Source organism: Gottfriedia acidiceleris (assembly GCF_004138285.1).
Taxonomy (GTDB): domain Bacteria; phylum Bacillota; class Bacilli; order Bacillales; family Bacillaceae_G; genus Gottfriedia; species Gottfriedia acidiceleris_A.
Genome location: NZ_SCFN01000001.1, coordinates 981339 through 999173 on the forward strand (window position 1 = coordinate 981339; position 17835 = coordinate 999173).

The 17835-nt window shown below is 29.8% G+C and carries 17 protein-coding genes and 1 other RNA gene; 12 read left to right on the plus strand and 6 right to left on the minus strand.

The annotated features are described in order from the left end of the window. Positions 1–163 precede the first annotated feature (163 nt). From EP747_RS04820 to ssrS, 5 genes are all read left to right on the plus strand, one after another. Positions 164–1255 carry a type III polyketide synthase gene (locus tag EP747_RS04820; RefSeq protein WP_129688750.1) on the plus strand — a complete coding sequence of 364 codons (1092 nt, stop codon included), beginning with the start codon at positions 164–166 and terminating at the stop codon, positions 1253–1255. Beyond that, positions 1255–1758, plus strand: a complete 504-nt coding sequence (locus EP747_RS04825) for an isoprenylcysteine carboxyl methyltransferase family protein (protein WP_235832744.1) — start codon at positions 1255–1257, stop codon at positions 1756–1758. The genes EP747_RS04820 and EP747_RS04825 overlap by 1 nt, the downstream gene beginning before the upstream one ends. A 288-nt stretch (positions 1759–2046) precedes the next feature. Beyond that, the gene (locus EP747_RS04830) at positions 2047–5643 is read left to right on the plus strand and encodes a dynamin family protein (protein ID WP_129688752.1); all 3597 of its coding nucleotides are present in this window, start codon (positions 2047–2049) and stop codon (positions 5641–5643) included. A 21-nt stretch (positions 5644–5664) separates the two neighbouring features. After that, positions 5665–6501, plus strand: a complete 837-nt coding sequence (locus tag EP747_RS04835) for a sulfurtransferase (RefSeq protein WP_235832745.1) — start codon at positions 5665–5667, stop codon at positions 6499–6501. Positions 6502–6547: 46 nt separating this feature from the next. After that, positions 6548–6730: non-coding RNA, 6S RNA (gene ssrS / locus EP747_RS04840), on the plus strand. A 6-nt stretch (positions 6731–6736) separates the two neighbouring features. Here the strand turns inward: ssrS and EP747_RS04845 are convergent. Next, complete coding sequence (locus tag EP747_RS04845) at positions 6737–7672, minus strand: DMT family transporter (RefSeq protein WP_165346844.1); 936 nt, start codon at positions 7670–7672, stop codon at positions 6737–6739. 16 nt (positions 7673–7688) lie between these two features. Beyond that, positions 7689–8069, minus strand: coding sequence for a reverse transcriptase-like protein (locus EP747_RS04850; RefSeq protein ID WP_129688754.1), 381 nt, complete (start codon positions 8067–8069; stop codon positions 7689–7691). 133 nt (positions 8070–8202) lie between these two features. On the opposite strand from EP747_RS04850, the gene EP747_RS04855 reads away from it, so the two are divergent. Both EP747_RS04855 and EP747_RS04860 read left to right on the plus strand, forming a co-directional pair. Further along, complete coding sequence (locus EP747_RS04855) at positions 8203–8859, plus strand: reverse transcriptase-like protein (RefSeq protein ID WP_129688755.1); 657 nt, start codon at positions 8203–8205, stop codon at positions 8857–8859. Positions 8860–8876: 17 nt separating this feature from the next. Continuing rightward, positions 8877–9062, plus strand: coding sequence for a zinc-finger domain-containing protein (locus tag EP747_RS04860; RefSeq protein ID WP_069031958.1), 186 nt, complete (start codon positions 8877–8879; stop codon positions 9060–9062). Between the two features lie 584 nt (positions 9063–9646). Here the strand turns inward: EP747_RS04860 and EP747_RS04865 are convergent. Both EP747_RS04865 and cspD read right to left on the minus strand, forming a co-directional pair. After that, positions 9647–9892 carry a DUF2564 family protein gene (locus tag EP747_RS04865; RefSeq protein WP_129688756.1) on the minus strand — a complete coding sequence of 82 codons (246 nt, stop codon included), beginning with the start codon at positions 9890–9892 and terminating at the stop codon, positions 9647–9649. 163 nt (positions 9893–10055) lie between these two features. Further along, positions 10056–10253, minus strand: a complete 198-nt coding sequence (gene cspD / locus EP747_RS04870; protein ID WP_056466512.1) for a cold-shock protein CspD — start codon at positions 10251–10253, stop codon at positions 10056–10058. A 303-nt stretch (positions 10254–10556) separates the two neighbouring features. Here cspD and EP747_RS04875 point away from each other — a divergent pair, with 303 nt between their 5' ends. The 4 genes from EP747_RS04875 to EP747_RS04890 all read left to right on the plus strand — a co-directional run bounded on the left by EP747_RS04875 (position 10557) and on the right by EP747_RS04890 (position 14091). Then, entirely contained in the window at positions 10557–10781 is a 225-nt protein-coding gene (locus tag EP747_RS04875; RefSeq protein WP_129688757.1) for a hypothetical protein, read from the plus strand. Between the two features lie 164 nt (positions 10782–10945). Further along, entirely contained in the window at positions 10946–13111 is a 2166-nt protein-coding gene (locus tag EP747_RS04880; RefSeq protein WP_129688758.1) for a DNA topoisomerase III, read from the plus strand. An 81-nt stretch (positions 13112–13192) separates the two neighbouring features. Continuing rightward, entirely contained in the window at positions 13193–13570 is a 378-nt protein-coding gene (locus EP747_RS04885; RefSeq protein ID WP_129688759.1) for a hypothetical protein, read from the plus strand. A gap of 152 nt (positions 13571–13722) precedes the next feature. Then, a complete protein-coding gene (locus tag EP747_RS04890; RefSeq protein WP_165346846.1) occupies positions 13723–14091 on the plus strand; it encodes a DUF3979 family protein in 369 nt (122 codons plus the stop codon). Here the strand turns inward: EP747_RS04890 and EP747_RS04895 are convergent. Beyond that, positions 14088–15137, minus strand: coding sequence for a hypothetical protein (locus EP747_RS04895; protein ID WP_129688761.1), 1050 nt, complete (start codon positions 15135–15137; stop codon positions 14088–14090). The two genes, EP747_RS04890 and EP747_RS04895, sit on opposite strands and share 4 nt — an antisense overlap. Before the next feature lie 198 nt (positions 15138–15335). Here EP747_RS04895 and EP747_RS04900 point away from each other — a divergent pair, with 198 nt between their 5' ends. After that, the gene (locus EP747_RS04900; RefSeq protein ID WP_129688762.1) at positions 15336–16619 is read left to right on the plus strand and encodes an MDR family MFS transporter; all 1284 of its coding nucleotides are present in this window, start codon (positions 15336–15338) and stop codon (positions 16617–16619) included. Between the two features lie 47 nt (positions 16620–16666). Here the strand turns inward: EP747_RS04900 and EP747_RS04905 are convergent, their stop codons facing one another. After that, a complete protein-coding gene (locus tag EP747_RS04905; protein WP_235832746.1) occupies positions 16667–17605 on the minus strand; it encodes a metal ABC transporter substrate-binding protein in 939 nt (312 codons plus the stop codon). Between the last annotated feature and the right edge of the window lie 230 nt (positions 17606–17835).

Consider the following 17835-nt stretch of genomic DNA (forward strand, 5'->3'; position numbering starts at 1 on the left):
TATTATTTGTTCATGGTCCATGAATGAATAGTGAATTGTCTTTTTTTGTTTAAAAATTTTGTTGCTAAAGTGTCATTTTATTTCCACTCCAGGATTTTTCATATATTAAAGAATAATTTTCCAATTTTATACAAAAAGTAAGGACTATAAGGAGTGGGAAATTATGCCTTTAATTTTATCTGTTGGGAAAGCTGTACCAAAATATAAAATCGATCAGGAAAATGTAGTACCTTTTATTCGAGATCTTTTTTTGAAAAGATACCCTTCAATCGATCGCTTATTATCTGTATTTCAAAATGGTGAGATTCAAAGTCGATATATTTCTAAAGAGCTTTCTTGGTATAGTGAAGAGCATAGCTTTGAGCAAAAAAATCAGGCTTACACTGAAATCTCGATTGAATTATCAATAGAAGCTATTAAAAATTGTTTGACAAGTAATGAATTTTTATCTTCAGAAGTTCAATATGAAAACATTGATGGAATTATTTTTGTCTCTTCAACTGGTATTTCCACCCCTACAATTGATGCTCATATAGCAAATATCCTGCCATTTAATTCTTCAATTAAAAGAATACCTATATGGGGCTTAGGATGTGCAGGTGGTGCTAGTGGTATTTCTAGAGCATTTGATTATTGTAAAGCCCATCCAAAGTCAAATATTTTACTAGTTGCAGTTGAATTATGCAGTTTAACATTTCAAAAAGAAGATCTTTCCAAAAGTAATATAATAGGAACTTCATTATTTGCTGATGGAGCAGCAGCGGTTCTAGTTATTGGCGATGAGAGTGATTTGAAAAATCGAACGATACATAAATCTTTACCGTCAATTGAACAAACTAATTCAACTCTAATGCCAAATTCACTAGACGTAATGGGATGGGATGTTCGGAATGATGGTTTATTTGTCATTTTTTCAAGAGATATACCATCGATCGTTAAAAGTTGGTTACAACCAATTGTTTCAAATTTTTTAATGGAAAATGAACTAACAATAAGAGATATAACTCACTTCATTGCTCATCCTGGTGGGAAAAAAGTATTGGATGCATATATCGAATCTTTAGATCTTTCCGAAGCGAATATCGGAATTTCCTTAAATATTTTAAAATCATATGGAAATATGTCATCTTGTACTGTTTTATTTGTGTTATGTGAGTTTATGAAGTTAGGAAAAACGAATGAGTACGGTCTTCTTTGTGCTTTAGGACCAGGATTTAGTTCAGAGTTATCATTGTTAAAGTGGGTAGAATGCTAATGTTAAAGATTATTTTTTTATTCATCATCATACAAAGAGTGATTGAGCTAGGTATAGCAAAGAATAATGAAAAAAAATTAAAGATGCGGGGTGCACTTGAATTTGGCCAAGAGCATTATAAATTTTTTATCATCTTACATAGCATGTTTTTTATTTCAATTCTAATTGAGAATTATTTCATTCAATATATAGAAAATGGATTTTTTACATTTCTCCTAATCGTTTTTATCATATTACAATTAGCAAGGGTATGGGTTATTTCAACGTTAGGGGAAAGATGGAATACAAAAATTATTATTTTACCTAATGAAAGATTAGTAAAACGTGGGTTTTATAAATATATCAAGCATCCAAATTACATAATCGTTACAATTGAATTATTAGTAATACCAATTATGTTTCATGCGTATATTACAACTGTAATCTTTTCTGTTTGTAATTTAATTTTATTAAAAGTAAGAATCCGAGAGGAAAATAAAGCGCTTTTACAATCAATCGAATAGTTATTGACAAATGGAAAATAACTGATTATGATTAATGTAGAATGAAAATCATTATCAACTTCGAAAGGTTGTGCGTCAAATGGTTCTTGGATTTGTGTCAGCTACAATTCTTTTATACTTTTTATTAACTAAATATGTACTTAAACAAGTTCAAAACTAGGTGATGTTACCTAGTTTTTTTTATTTTATATGCATATGCCTATACATTCTTCTTCCAAATTAATATATATGGGGATAAAATAATGCTAGGGAAATTATTTGAGTATGAAATGAAATGGGGAAATCACGTTGCAAAACACTAAGATTAACAGAGGGGAATTACTGAATAAGGTTTCTTCAGGTATCAATTTACTTTCTGAACAAGGAAATTCGAAGGAATTATTTCAATTAAAAAAATTAGCATACAAAATACAAAATATGGAAAGTTATTACGTATTTTGTGGACATTTTTCTGCTGGTAAGTCATCTTTACTTAATGATCTTTTACAAGTAGAAAAACTACCTACAAGCCCAATTCCTACAAGTGCAAACGTTGTAAAATTAAAAAATGGCGAAAGTAAAATGTTAATTACCCTTAAAGATGGTGAAATGTACCAGATTCAAGAGGATATTCAAGTAGATGAACTAAAAAAGTTAGCTTCTGATAGTGGTTCAATTATTGAGCTTGAGTGGGCACAAGAAATATTTAAAATTCCAGCTGGATCAGTTTTAATTGATACTCCAGGAATTGATTCAACAGATATGGATCATTTAGAAGCGACAAATTCAGTCATTCATCTAGCGGATAGTATTTTTTATTTAATGGATTATCAACATGTTCATTCGAAAACAAATATCGATTTTATTCATAATTTAGTTGAAAAAAATAATAAAGTTTGTTTAGTTATTACATGTATTGATAAACACGATGAAACAGAATTAACGTTCGAACAGTTTAAACATGGTGTAATTGGAAACTTGAAAAAACAAGGATTAGGTAACTTACAAGTTTTTTATATTTCTACAAGAGAAAAATCTGTAGATAATAACGAATATATCCAGTTCATTAATTATTTAAATGATTTATACAGTCATCAAGATGTAGTGCAAATTGAAAATGACTATGCAAGCTTTTTAACAATTATGAACGAACAAATACAACAACTTGAGAACGATTACATTGATCTCGATCAAAATGCTGATGAGATTAGATCGGAATATAATTCTTTAAATAATGAAATTGAAGTTATTGAAACATCAGTTTCTTCATTTGAGGAAAATTGTTTGCAGTCTACACAACATGTTCTTACTAATTCTAACATTACACCATTTGAGATGAGAGAATTAGCATCAAAATATTTAGAATCAGAAAAAGCATTGCAAAATAAAGGATTATTTCAATCAAGAAAAAAACTTGAAAATGCTGTACATGAATCTAAAAGTCAATTTATTCACAAAGTACAAGAATTAACAAATAAACAAATTGAGTATTTTGTAAAAGAAGCAGCAATTCGAACTGTAAAACAAATTGAAAATAATAAAATTGATAGCAGTGACTTTGATAAAATCTTAGAGCCTAATTTGAGTGAAGAGGTAATTTGTCCAAAGCCATCCCATTTGATTGATACAGGTGGAAATTATTTATTACAGTATACGAAGGAAGTAAGTGAAGGAATTAAGGCGGTATATCGTAAAAGTATTTCTGAATTTATTTACACACTTTCTAAGGAACTTAAGGTACAAAATGAATCAACTATTCTAAAATTAAAAAATCAAAAGAATGATTTGCAATCAAAAATTGATGGATTTGATGAATTAGAGTTTAATAATCAAAAAATTTCACATATGGTTTCGGAAATTAAGACGATTTTAAATAATCATCAAGAATTAAATCAAGAGCTAGCGGAAATTAAGCCTACTTTAATATCAGTAAGTGAATTAATTAATCATAAAATTTTAACTGTTCAAGCACCGGAAATAAAAGAAGAACTTATTACTGACATTGAACAAACTAATTCCAAAAAGTATTCAAATGAAGAAATTCAAGCTAAATATGAAGTCGCTGATTTTATATTAAACGAATTAACTTCAAATAAATTTATCCAGCGTAAAATCGGTATTCTAAAAGAAAAAAGAGAACAAATAAAATCAAACGAATATACAATTGCATTATTTGGAGCGTTTAGTTCTGGTAAAACATCATATATAAATACTTTACTAGGCGATCGTGTATTACCTGTTTCTCCACACCCAACAACAGCGGCAATTTGTAAGATTAAACGATCGACAGTTGAATCTGGTAATAAAAAAGCTGATGTGAGTTATAAATCAGAGGAATCTTTAAAAGAAGAGTTTCTTGATTTCTTCAAAAAATGGGGTGTGGAAGCAAATGAAAAAGAGTGGTTTAGTACACTTCAAAATTTAATTAAGAAACAAAAGGATAAAATCCCTACTGATGCTTTCGTATATGCAGAAAGCGTATGTCAAAATTATGAAGAAATGAGAAGTTTACTAGGTACAATTAAGCGATATGACTTAAGTGAGTATGTAAGTGTTATAAGTGAAGAAAATAGAGCATGTTTTGTAAAAGAAAGTACAGTTTATTTCGATTGTGAGATCACGTTAAGCGGGATTGTATTAGTGGATACGCCAGGGGGAAATAGTATCCATTCAAGACATACTGAACTAGCATTCGACTATTTGAAAAAAGCTGATTTAATTTTATATGTTGCACATTATCAACATGCCTTTACACGTCAAGATGAGTCTTTCTTAATGCAAATCGGACGAATGAGAGAAAGCTTTGATAGTGATAAAGTTTACTTTGTGCTAAATGCTTCAGATTTGGCAAAGGATCAAAACGAAATTGTAATCGTGCAAAATTTCTTTATTAACCAATTAACGAAACTAGGAGTTCGTTTCCCATCTGTTTTTGCTATTTCAAGTATGCTTCAGATGAAGGGCTATGGTGATTCAGAGTTAAACTTAGAAATCCAGAATAATTATAAGAAATTAAATACAAAAATCCAAAATTTCTTCCAATTTGAAATTGCGAATGAAGTCTTTAAAACATTTATTAATGACCTATTAACAATTGAAAAAATCTTACGTGATACGATTAATCGATTTGAAAGAATAAAACGTGAAAAAGATCAATTCTTCAACGAACTTGAGCATATTCAGAAAAAAGTTAAAGAAGCGATTAGAAATGCAGAACCGACTAATTTACCAAGAGCATTTATGAAAGAAAACGAGCAATTAATTTTCTTTATCGAAAAGCGTATCGAATTAAGGATGCGAGATTTATTCCCTTATTTCTTTAATCCAAGTATTTTCAATAATACAACGAAAAATATTAAACAATTATTTGTAACTAAAATTCGTGAATTTATTTATGAAGTATTGGAAGAGATTTTAAAGGAATTAAGAGTAACAGGATTTAGATTAGAGAAGTTTTTAACGAATGAAATATTAATGTCGCAAGATCGAGTAATTGATGAAATACATTCTATTCAATCTGAATTTATCGTTCAAAAAAGCGAAATTAATGAGATCTTACCTGTTTCGATAAAAAATCCTGATCAATTTATTAATGTAGATCGATTTGAAAGTTTAAAGAATTACTTTAAAAATCCAAAAAGCTTTTTTGTTGAAAACATGAAAGAAACTATGATTGATGAATGCATTAACGAATTGAGAACACCATTAAAAGAGTATTTAGCAAATATGAATAGCTTATTTGCAGAGCATTATCACATTCAATATGTTGAAGCATTAAATTCTGTATTGCAAAACTGCAGCAATCAAATCGAAAATGATGTTCAACAAACAATTAAAGCAACTGAAAACTTAAATGAAGTAGTAGTAGATGAAAAAGTATTAAACTTATTTAAAAAATTAATTTAATATGAGGGTGGACAATTAAAATTGAAAAATATTATTGATGTAAACATTGCAAAAAAATTGCGCTTAAATAAAAATGTTGTATTTTTAGATTGTCGATTTCAATTGTCAAATCCTGAATATGGTTTAAGTGAGTATCAGAAAAATCATATTCCGCTTTCGCGTTATGTTGATTTAAATAATGATTTATCTAGTCCGGTACAAAAGCATGGAGGCAGACATCCGTTTCCTAACTTAAATGATTTTGGAAATCTTTTAGGGGAACTAGGGATCGATCATGATACGATTGTAATTTGTTATGACGATGGTACGAATGATAATGCTTCAAGATGTTGGTTTTTATGTAATTTAGTAGGGCATCAGTTTACTTTTGTTTTAAATGGTGGTTATAAAAAATGGTTGGAAAACGATTTTGAAGTAACTACTAAAATTGAAGAAGTAATACCTAAAAAATTCGAGATTAAAGTACAAGAGTATATGATTAGTTCGATGGATGAAGTTAAGAAGAATAGTAAAAATGAGGATTTCAATTTAATTGATTCTAGAGAATCTATTCGATATATTGGCGAATTTGAACCAATTGACCGAATTGCTGGCCACATACCTGGAGCAAAAAATTCATTTTGGAAAGATGTTTTAAATGAAACAGGGGAATTTAAAACAAAAGAAGAATTACAATCTCTCTTTAAACCATTTAAAAATGACAATGAAACTGTTGTTTATTGTGGTTCAGGTGTCACTGGTTGTGTTAATTATTTAGGATTAGTTGAAGCTGGGTATACGAATGTAAAACTCTATCCAGGAAGTTTTAGTGACTGGATTTCTTATGAAGAAAATATTGTGAGTAAGAAAAAATTATAAGTTGCAAAATAGTTTTAGTTGGTATAGAATGAGATTACAAATTAAACAAAACCTGCTGTGTGCGTTGTCAGTTTATGTCTTAAACCAATGATTTGTATACCGGAAGACCGATATTTAAGTAACAACATCGTGCCTACATATAGGAGGATGAGCGTTACTTGTGAGGACATCCACCTTGGAGTTCGGTTTACTTAGACATAAAAGGAATAACGGCATTTGCGGGGAAAAAAACCATTCACATTTTGTGAATGGTTTTTTCTTCTTTATATAATTGTTTTATACTTTTCTTCTTTCTAAGTTGAATTACGATTGTAGAAATTAATATTAAGCTGCAACCGAATAAACCGATTTCTTGTAGTCTTTCTCCACCATAATAATATCCAGTAATCGCTGCAAAAACTGGCTCAGTTGCGAGAATAATTCCTACTTCTGTCGCACTTATTGTACGTTGGGCAAACATTTGGATAAAGAAAGCTGCTGCGGTACAAAAAATTGCAGTAAATAGTATCGAATAAACAAAAAATTTATTTGTCCACAATTCTTGATTGAAAATGACCTGCCAATCTTCAAAGATTAAAGCAAATGTCCAAGAGGTTAAACCTACAAAAGTTATTTGTACAGTTGCTAGTTGTAGTGAATTATAACTAGGTGAGTAGATCGTTGAATAAATAATATGAAGAGCAAACGCAATCGCACTGAAAAAGGAAATAATATCACCAAAATTAAACTTGGAATTTGTTGAGAGAGTTAATAAAAATAATCCGATGAATGCAATAATTGCACATAAATTTTCCCGTAAAGTAGGTTTTTTCTTATATTTAAAGAATAAAAGAAAAGGAACAATCGCTACACTAATACCTATTATAAAACCCGATTTGGATATAGAAGTGTAATGTAATCCAAATGTTTGAAATACAAAACCTAGAAATAAAAATAATCCTATAACGATTCCAGGGAAAATAAAACCCGCTTTTCCGCGATATCTTTTCTTATTTTTTTGATTTAATAAAGTTTGAACTGTAAATAATACAATTGCTGCTACAATAAATCGTAATGCATTAAAAGTAAATGGTTGGACAAACTTAAGTGTTTCTTTAACAATGAAAAGCGAAGAACCCCAAATGAAGGACACAAAGAGTAAAGAAGAAAATGCGATTAATTTATTTTTCATATCGTCCATTCCTTTTTTATTTTATGGCTTTTCGAGCAAGTTCATCAGCAACCTTATTTGCGCTTGATGGAATCCATTTAATAAAGAAAAGATCAAGTTGATTAATCAACTTAATTGATTTCTCTAATAAAGGAATAAACAAATCGTTTTTCGAATATTTCTTATCAATACTTTCTTCAACGATTTTTGAATCTGTACGGAATGAAACAATTGTTAAATTATTTTTGACACAATAATCTAACGCAAGTAGCAATGCTTGAAACTCAGCTTCATGATTAGACATCGTATCTAATGGAATACTTAAAAAAACAGGTTCTTTAATTCCTTTTATGAAAATACCTGCACCTGAGGGGCCAGGATTTCCTTTGGAAGCTCCGTCAATATAAACTTCAATCATAGTAAACCTCCAACACTTATATAAGTACCATTTTAGTATATATTCAAAAAAATGAAAACTTAAAATATGAAATGAAGTAATTTATATTCAACCATAGGCTATTCTAAAATAAACAATCGAAGAGGTGTGTCGGATGAAGCTAAAGATCAGTTGGAAGTATCAAACCAAAAAGAAATATCAAATTACACTTGAAACTGAATGGTTAGAAATAAAAGAAGCACTACTTTTAGCGGAAGATTTTGAAAGTACAGGTAGAACAAGAGAAATCATCTTTTTAGATCAATTCGACACAGAGTGGACTAAAAAACAAGTAATAAAGTACTTAAAAGAACTCGAAGAAGAACCACATAATATTTCAATTTTTTTTGACGGTGGATTTGATCTATCAACATCTATATCAGGAATAGGTGTATGCTTATACTTTAGTCAAAATGGTAAAAACTATCGAAAAAGGTTTAATGAAAAATTAGATGGGTTATTGACAAATAATGAAGCCGAATTTGCTGCTATTGAAAATGCAATCCTACTATTAGAGGAAATGAATATTACCGGACAAACGATTATAATTAAAGGAGATTCACAAGTTGTCATTAATCAATTAAATGGAGATTGGCCTTGTTATGAAGAACAACATGAACGATTTATAAATCGAATTGAAAGAAAATGTAAAAACTTAAAATTAACTTTACAATTAGAACTTATTAAACGTAATGATAATAAAGAAGCCCATAATCTAGCAACGCAAGCACTTAAAGGGAATAAGATAATAAGTACGATTGAAGTTACATGAAGAGGTGAAATGAAAGTATGGAACGTAAAGAAATCTTGGATGAAATAGATACTTTAATAAAGACTTATTGTGATGGCTGTTTTGTCTATAAACATTTTAGAAAAGACCATAGCCAAAAATTTGCTCAATCATTTTGTATTAATAAATGCACAATTGGAGAAAAAATAAAAACGATCGGTAAGCAATTAACTTCTGACTGTTAACTCTAAAACATTAAAAGTAAACTAACAAAAAAAACTAACAAAAAAAGAACCAGAACCCCAATACCTAAGTAACTACCTAATAATTAATGTTTACGTAGTTTTACTATTAAATATTGACTACGTTTTAATTCAAAAAAAAAGAAGGTACTAATGACAGTACCTTCTTTTTCATGCTGTTGAAAAACAACCTTGTCAAATAATTACCAAATTTTCGTAAAGGAGTTTAGTGAGGTTGATTTCCACTACGGGATGCTCGCTTTCCATGGGGCGAGACCTGAGCCTCCTCGTCACGTTCGTTCCTGTGGGGTCTCAGCCTTCCCGCATATCCCATAGGAGTCGAGCATCCCTCCATTCCAATCAACTTTTTCATCAAAAAAATGGTTACACTAAAAACCTAATTTAATATCCTTTACTTAGAGTACCATAAAAGCTTGCTAATCAGTTTGTAGGTGAATTAAGATCGAACATAAATTATTATAATAATCATTTGAACTTGTTTTTCTAAAAATTAGCTCTTAAATATTTTTATTTCAACACTATGAAAAAGAAGGTACTAATGAAAGTACCTTCTTTTTCATTATATCTTATATCTGAGCTTCTCTTATTTGTTGCTCAACTTGCATTAAGTCTTCTTCTTGTTTCTTTAAAAATTCATCATCTAAATCAGTAGCAAGGTTCTTCATTTTTTCAAGCTGTTCTCTTGCTTGATTAACTGCAGTTGTTGCATCTGTTAATTGTTGCTCGTCCATGCTCATTGTTGCATAGCCTACAAGCTTTTGAGCAGCTTTAACTTTCATTTCTACATCCTCAAAATTATTAAAGTTCGACATAAACACCCTCCTTATTTCACTTCATAGTATTCCCAAATAAAATAGGAATCATGAAAAGCGAGAGGATTTTTTTGTTTAAGATCACTGAATAATTTTTATTATGAGCTCTTAGAAAAAATAAAAAAGGACTGATAAATCAGTCCTTTATGTAGTCAAGTTTATTTTATAGCTTTACTACGTTAGCAGCTTGAGGTCCACGGTTACCTTCAACAATGTCAAAAGAAACTTCAGCACCTTCTTCTAAAGATTTGAATCCGTCAGTTTGGATTGCTGAGAAATGTACGAATACATCGTCTCCACCTTCAACTTCGATGAATCCGAAACCTTTTTCATTGTTGAACCATTTTACTTTTCCTTGCATTTTTCTTTTCCTCCTAAAACATTGCACATGAAGCGCGAAAGAATTTCCATTTATTAATAATTTTAATAATAAATGTTGAAATTAATATACAACTATTAAGAATATAAGTCAAGTAAGCGCTTAATATCAAAATATACATTCAATTGACTTAAAAATTTCATAAATAAAATAAAAATTAAAATCTATTTGTGAAATTATTCACAAATAGAAAAGTACATGATATACTACAACCATAGTAAGTGATTTAAATTACTATTAAGAATCAATCTTGATTTCACTTCAAAAAGAGACGGAGAGATGAAAATGATTCATTGTGAATGGATTGACTTTAAAATTGAAAATGACTTAATAACAGAGGAAAAATTTGAAGAAATGATGAATGATACATTTCAAGCAATGATGGTTGATGAAAATAACTTTCCTCAATATATTTGGACAGCTAACTATGTTGTCATTGTAACAAAACGAATTAAAATATTAGAAGAAGTAGAATATATTCAAATACCACGTAATCCAGGATGTAGTTAAAGCTTCTAACCAAGAAGAGAAGAAAGGCAGTTCAAGAGAATGAATTCTTTTGGCACTGCCTTTTTCTGTTTCTTCCTGCTTTCCCTACCATTACATAAGTTATATAATAACTATATCTAATAAATAAAGTGATTCAAAAATTAGTTTAAATTGTGAGGAAGAAAATGAAATTAATTATTGCCGAAAAGCCTGATCAAGGTTTAAAGCTTGCAGCCCCTTTTAAGTTCCAAAAGAAAAAAGGGTTCTTAGTCATTCAACCTAACGAGTTTTTTCCAAAAGGTGCTTATTTAACTTGGGCTATTGGGCATTTATGTGAGTTATTATCACCTGAAGAATATGATGAAAAATGGAAAAAGTGGTCATTAAATACTTTACCAATTATACCTAATCGCTTTGGACATAAAGTATCAAAAGGAAAATGGGATCAATTTTCAATTATAAAGAATTTAGTCCACCTAGATGAAGTTAATGAAATAATTCTTGCAGGTGACTGTGAACGTGAAGGAGAACATATCGTTCGCCTTATTTTAAATTTAGCTGGAAATAAAAAACCAATGAGAAGGCTTTGGATTTCGTCATTAACAGAAAATGCCGTTAAAAAAGGATTTAGTCAACTATTGGATGAAAGTGAAACAAAAAGCTTATTCTTTGAGGCGTATAGCCGAGCATGTGCTGATTGGTTAGTTGGAATGAATGCATCAAGAGTATATTCATTACATTTACAAAAAAAAGGAATCCAGGATGTATTTTCTTTAGGAAGAGTTCAAACACCAACATTAGCTCTTATTGTCAAAAGAGAACTTGAGATTGAAAGTTTTAATTCCGAACCTTATTGGGAGGTTTTTGCTACATTTCAGTTTGATAAGCAAAAGTTTTTTGGGAAATGGCATAACGAATCAGAATCTAAAATTATGTCAAAGGAATTAGCTGAAAAAATTGCTGGCTTTTGTGAAAATAAAAACGTAAAAATTACTGATATTGAGCAAGAAAGAAAAGAGTTTCAATCACCTTTTCTATATAATTTATCGGCACTCCAAGCTGATGCAAACAGTAAATATAAATTTTCACCACAAAAAACACTCGAGATTGCACAAAAGCTTTATGTCAAAGGGAATATTTCATACCCACGTTCGGACTCAAGTTTTATTACGAAAGAAGAAGCAATGATGCTCCCAGATATATTGAAGAAATTTGAAAATATTGAGCAATTTTCAAAATTTTTTCCTCTGCCAAATCAATCTATATTAAATAATAGTCGTTTCGTTAATGAGAAAAAGGTCACTGATCACTATGCAATTATTCCTACTGAGCAAGTACCAAATATCCATAAAATGAATGATGAGGAATTGAAAATTTATGAACTAATTGTAAATCGTTTAATTAGTGCACATTATCCTAATTCAATTTTTGACTATACAACAATTCATACATTAGTAGACGGGCGAGCGACTTTTATTTCAAAAGGGAAAACAATGGTTCAAGAAGGTTGGCGTAAAGTCATTTTCGAAAAATCAAAAGAAAAAAATACAGAAGAACAAAATCTACCCGTTGTTGAAACTGGGCAAGAAGGAATTGTTAAAAAAGTAGAGGTAAAAGAAAAGAAAACTCAAGCACCTAAAAGATATACAGAAGGACAATTAATAACATTAATGAAATCTGCCGGAAAACATATTGATAATCCGGAATTAACGAAAATACTAAATAAAACTGAAGGATTAGGTACAGAGGCAACAAGGGCTGGTATTATAGGTACTTTAAAAAATAGAAAATATATTGAAGTTAAGAAAAATCAAGTATTCGCGACGGATAAAGGAAAGCTTATTATTTATGCTCTGGGGGAAAATATTTTAACATCACCTGATATGACTGCAAAATGGGAGCAGAGATTAGGTGAAATTGGAGAAGGAAAAGCAAGTAGTCTTGAGTTTATGGAACAAACCAAAAAATTAACTGAAAAAATAATTCTTGATGCATATGAAAATGAGAAGATATGGAATTTTTCTGAGTTTAAAATTGAAGAGATGCAAAATTCAAAGTTTGGTCCGAAGAAAAAATCATCTAGTGTTGGAAAATGCATTAAATGCGATGGTAAAATGATTGATAAAGGATCATTTTATGGGTGTGATCAATTCCAAAAAACAAAATGTGATGTTACAATTTCAAAAAAAATATTAGGAAAAACAATTACTAAGGCGTTAATGAAGCAATTATTAAACGGTGAGACTACAGAAGTTATAAAAGGATTTTCAAAGGATGGCAAAGAATTTGAAGCTTCTTTAAAATTTAATGAATCAGGGAAGATTATGTTTATTCAAAATTCCATTAAATAAAGTGAGACGTAATGTAATTTAACTAGTCAATTCTATTTTTTATTGCATATACTTATATACAATGATAATAGGAGGATTAAAGTGAAGGAATTCTATAGCAATGAACAAGTTTTTCTAACTGGTGGAATTGTTCCTTCCGTTTATTCATTATGTATAGATTGTAATCGGAAAATTGTACATGTTCTTGACTTGGATCGAGTAGGCACCAGGCCGGTATGTGTATCATTTTCTAACAGTTTTGCAGAGAATATTTTTGAACAAATAAGCTTATCAACGTTAGGAAGTTACTTAGAATACCAATACTTAATTTATACTACAGAAGGTATTGTAACAAAATGGAAAAATAACGAACTGGTAGCGTTAACTAATTTAGATGAATGTAAACCGGAATTCATTAGTTTAATGAAAGAAAGAAGAAATACATGGGCTAAATATAAAGCTTTATACAATCGAAAATAAATAAAAAGGATTACTCTTTGTTATAAGGGTAATCCTTTTTCAATTTGTGAATAAATTCCGCCTAAACAAGATCTTTTGAACCTGCATATTCCTGTCTTTTCATGTCTTTATTTGTTAAACTATCAACATATCATAAATTAGAAGGTGACAAAATGATTTGTTTTTTAGAAAATACCTTTCAAATAAAATTAGAAAAAAATGATAAAGGTGATTATCCGATTATTGTGACTGACGAAGGAATCTTTAGTGAGATGTGTCTGAAAGATAAACCAAGCACGTATGTTAAGTTTGTTATAAATGAATACGATGAGTTAACGATTGATTGGTATATCGAAAATGAGAATCGCTTCTCAGTAAAAAGCCTACAAATTCATCAAATGATATTAATAAACGATCCTGATGAGAATTCAATTCAATTTGTATTAGAACGTTGGCAAAGTAGGATGTTTAAGATTCAATGGAAGCCAAAGTTACACATTGAATTTGGATTATATTATGAAGTTTGCGATGATTGCGATTAAGATGATTTTTTAGGTTTTAGTAAGGTTAGGATTACAAGAAAACTAATCCAACCGATAAGTGGATAAAGGAATGTTAGTAATGGTCCATAGCCAATAATGCTAATAAACAGGCAGCATATTAATAATAAGATAACGACAAGATTTGTATTTAATCGTATATATGAATTAATTTGTCTTGACATTCCATATATGTTTCCAACTAATGTGGTAAAAATTTCAGCTAATATAACCATTAGGAAAAAGTAATAGAAAATTGGATGGATTTTTTTGATTACTTCAACCATAGGAATTTCATATTGTTGAAAATTAGTTACACCTGAAACGTTCAGATGAATTAGTAATAAAATAGTGCCTAATATTAAACCGCCTAATACTCCGCCTTGAATAATTGAAGACTTTTCTTTACACTCAGAACCAATAGGAACTAAAACAGCCTGGGCTAATGCCATATTTAAACAAACATAGGTTATTGGTTTTGTAAACACTGTATAGTTAAGCGTATTAATAGAAGGTAAAATATGATCTAATGTTATTTCATGCATTGTAAATGGTAAATGTGAGTTGATGAAAACAGCGACGATAAAAGCACACATAATTGGGACTACTGTATTATTTAGACTGAATAAACCACTTGTCCCTTTTCTTAAAACGATAAAAGTCAAAATGATAAAAAATAATGAACCGATAAAAGAATCAAAATGTAAGTAATTTTTAAATACAGCTCCAGCACCAGACAACATGACACTTGTAACGCCAATTAAAACAAAGAATAATAGCCCATTAATAATATTTCCTCCGATTTCTCCAAATAATAGTACATTAAATTGCTGAGCAGAATTTAATTTATATGTATGAGCAATTGTCATAATTTTAGTTCCAAACCAACAAAATAATATAGTGGCAAAAAGAATCCCCATTGCACCATATACCCCATTAATTGAAAAGAACTCTACAATTTCTTTACCCGTAGCAAAACCTGCTCCAATAACAGTTCCGACATATGTAAAGGCTATATTACGAGCTTCTTTACTAAAGTTGAATTTCATAGGAAGTCCTCCTAAATGTAGTACTAAATTGTATGATGCATTTTAGGGAAATAGACATGCTCCCTTAGTAAAAGTTTATAAACTGATCAAAATGCATTTATTCTTATACATTTCTTAGAAGAAGGAAGTACCAGATAAAATTCAATTTACGCATTTTTTTAATTATGATAAAGTGAGAAGGTTAGGGGGACGGACATCATGAATATACTTAAATGGAATTTTAATATGAAGATCAGGCTTGTTGCTGAGTTTTTCTTCGGATTATTCTTTTGGATGTATTTACCATTTTTAGCAATTTATTTTGCTGAAGAATTAGGTAAAGTGACAGCAGGGATCTTACTTATGTGCTCTCAAGCTGTTGGAGTATTTGCAAATTTAATCGGTGGATATTTGGCTGATACGTATGGCCGAAAAAGAATGATGGTTATATCAGCTTTTATACAAGCTGGAGGAATGATATTGCTAACAATTGCAAATTCACCAATTTTAAATTCTCCATGGCTAACTTTTTTAGGGTTTGCAATTATTAGTGTCACAGGAATGCTATATAATCCAGCAAGTTCGGCTATGGTAGCAGATACAGTTGAAGATAAAGATGAAAGAAACTTAGTCTTCGCTGTTTTTTATACGATGATAAATATTAATGTTGTGATCGGGCCAATTATAGGTGGGATTTTATTTTTTAAAGCAAGATTTTTATTATTTGCTACATCCTCATTGATCTTTCTAATTGTCGCATTTATGATTCTACTATTAATAAAGGAGTCATTACCAAACTCTGTAAGACAAGAAAAAGAAGCTTCTATCTCAAAAGTTTTAATTAAACAAGTAAAGAATTATCGTATTATTTTTACTGATAAGGTTTTTTTCTTATTTGTTGCAGCTGGTATATTAATCTCTCAAACTTTTACTCAATTAGATTTATTACTAGCGGTTTATATAAAAGAAAGTATTCCCGTTCAAACATTATTTAGTTTTGGCGAGTTTACTTTAAAGACAAATAGTGAAACATTATTTAGCTGGGTCATAGCCGAAAACGGTTTAATTGTCGCATTATTTACAGTTTTAATAACGAAATTTGCAAATAAATTTAATGAAAGATTTTTATTTTTTGCATCATCTGTTTGTTATGCTTTATCTATGTTATTGTTTGGATTCACGCTATCAGCCTATGTTATTTTTATTGCAATGGCACTCTTTACTTTAGGTGAGATATTAGTTGTAGGAAATCAGAACTCGTTTATTGCAAAAATTGCTCCTGAAAATCAACGTGGACAGTATTTTGCAGCAGCAGGTTTAAGATGGTCACTTGGACGAACTATTGCACCATTAACGATTCCACTAGCTGGGCTGATTGGATATAAATGGACATTTAGTATAATTACACTACTAGCTTTGATCGGAGCTTATTTATTTGAAGTGATGTTTAAAGAGATCAAGAGAAAATCTGAACGGATTTCTGATAATATGAAGGTAGGATAAATAGTAGTAAAAAGAGGACCCAAAAAATTGGGTCCTCTTTTTAACGGTTATTTATTATTTAATGTCTTATCTAGCGTGTCTATATTTTCTTGCATTAAGTCGAAATAATCTTTATGATTCTTTAAATCATCTTCTGAAATAGTTGCTAGGTGGTTAAGTCTTAAGATTTCAGCGTGAGTTTCATTTTTTACAACAGATGCTACTTTTGGTGTAGCAAACGTTTCGAACAAAATATATTTGACATGATGTTCTTTAACAAAATCAACAACTTTCTTTAAATCCTTCTGTGATGGCTCTTGAGAAGGGGAAAGTCCTGTGATTGGGATTTGTTCAATTCCGTAATGTTGTTCCAAATATCCATAAGCTGCATGTGAAACGACAATATCCTTACGTGCAGAATGTAAAACTAAATTTCTTAATTCATTATCAAGTTCATCAAATTGATTTTCAATTTTATCAAAATTTGCTTCGAAGTACTGTTTGTTTTTTGGCATTAATTTAATTAATTCATCCTTAATATTTTGAGCTTCAATTTTTGCTCGCGATGGATCTAACCAAACGTGTGGGTCAACGTCATGATGGTCTTCATCTTCCTCAATTTCTTCTTCGTTTGACTTTATTAATTCTATATTTTTAGTTGCTTCTAAGATCGCAACATTATTATTTTTAAGTGTATCTTTGATTTTATCTGCAAAAGGTTCCATACCTGCACCATTGTAAACAAATAAATCTGAGTTTGCGATTTTTACAATTTGTTTAGAAGTTGGTTCAAAATCATGAGTATCAACACCAGTAGGGTATATGGAATGAACATCAACGTATTTACCACCAATTTTTTCAGCAAAATCTTGTAAGGGATAAATGGTTGTATAAATCGTCAGTTTATTTTTGTTTTTAGTACTTTGCTGATGCGTGTCTTTATTGCAAGCTGACAGAACTGCACTTGTTAATAGCAAAGTCGTAATTGCTAATTTTTTAAATTTCATTTTTTTCTCTCCCTAAAAAATTTAATCATTTTAGTATTTTGTAATGAGGTTGTTAATAAACGAAAAAGGTTAAAATATTTTAATTAATTCGTAATCATTCCTTTTTATGTTTTAAAAAAAATGTAAGATAATTTTTATCTAACAATTAGGTACAAAAATATATATATAATATTCAAAATCGTAATAAATACGATTTAATCCTTTGTCATTATAGAACAGTAATTATTAAT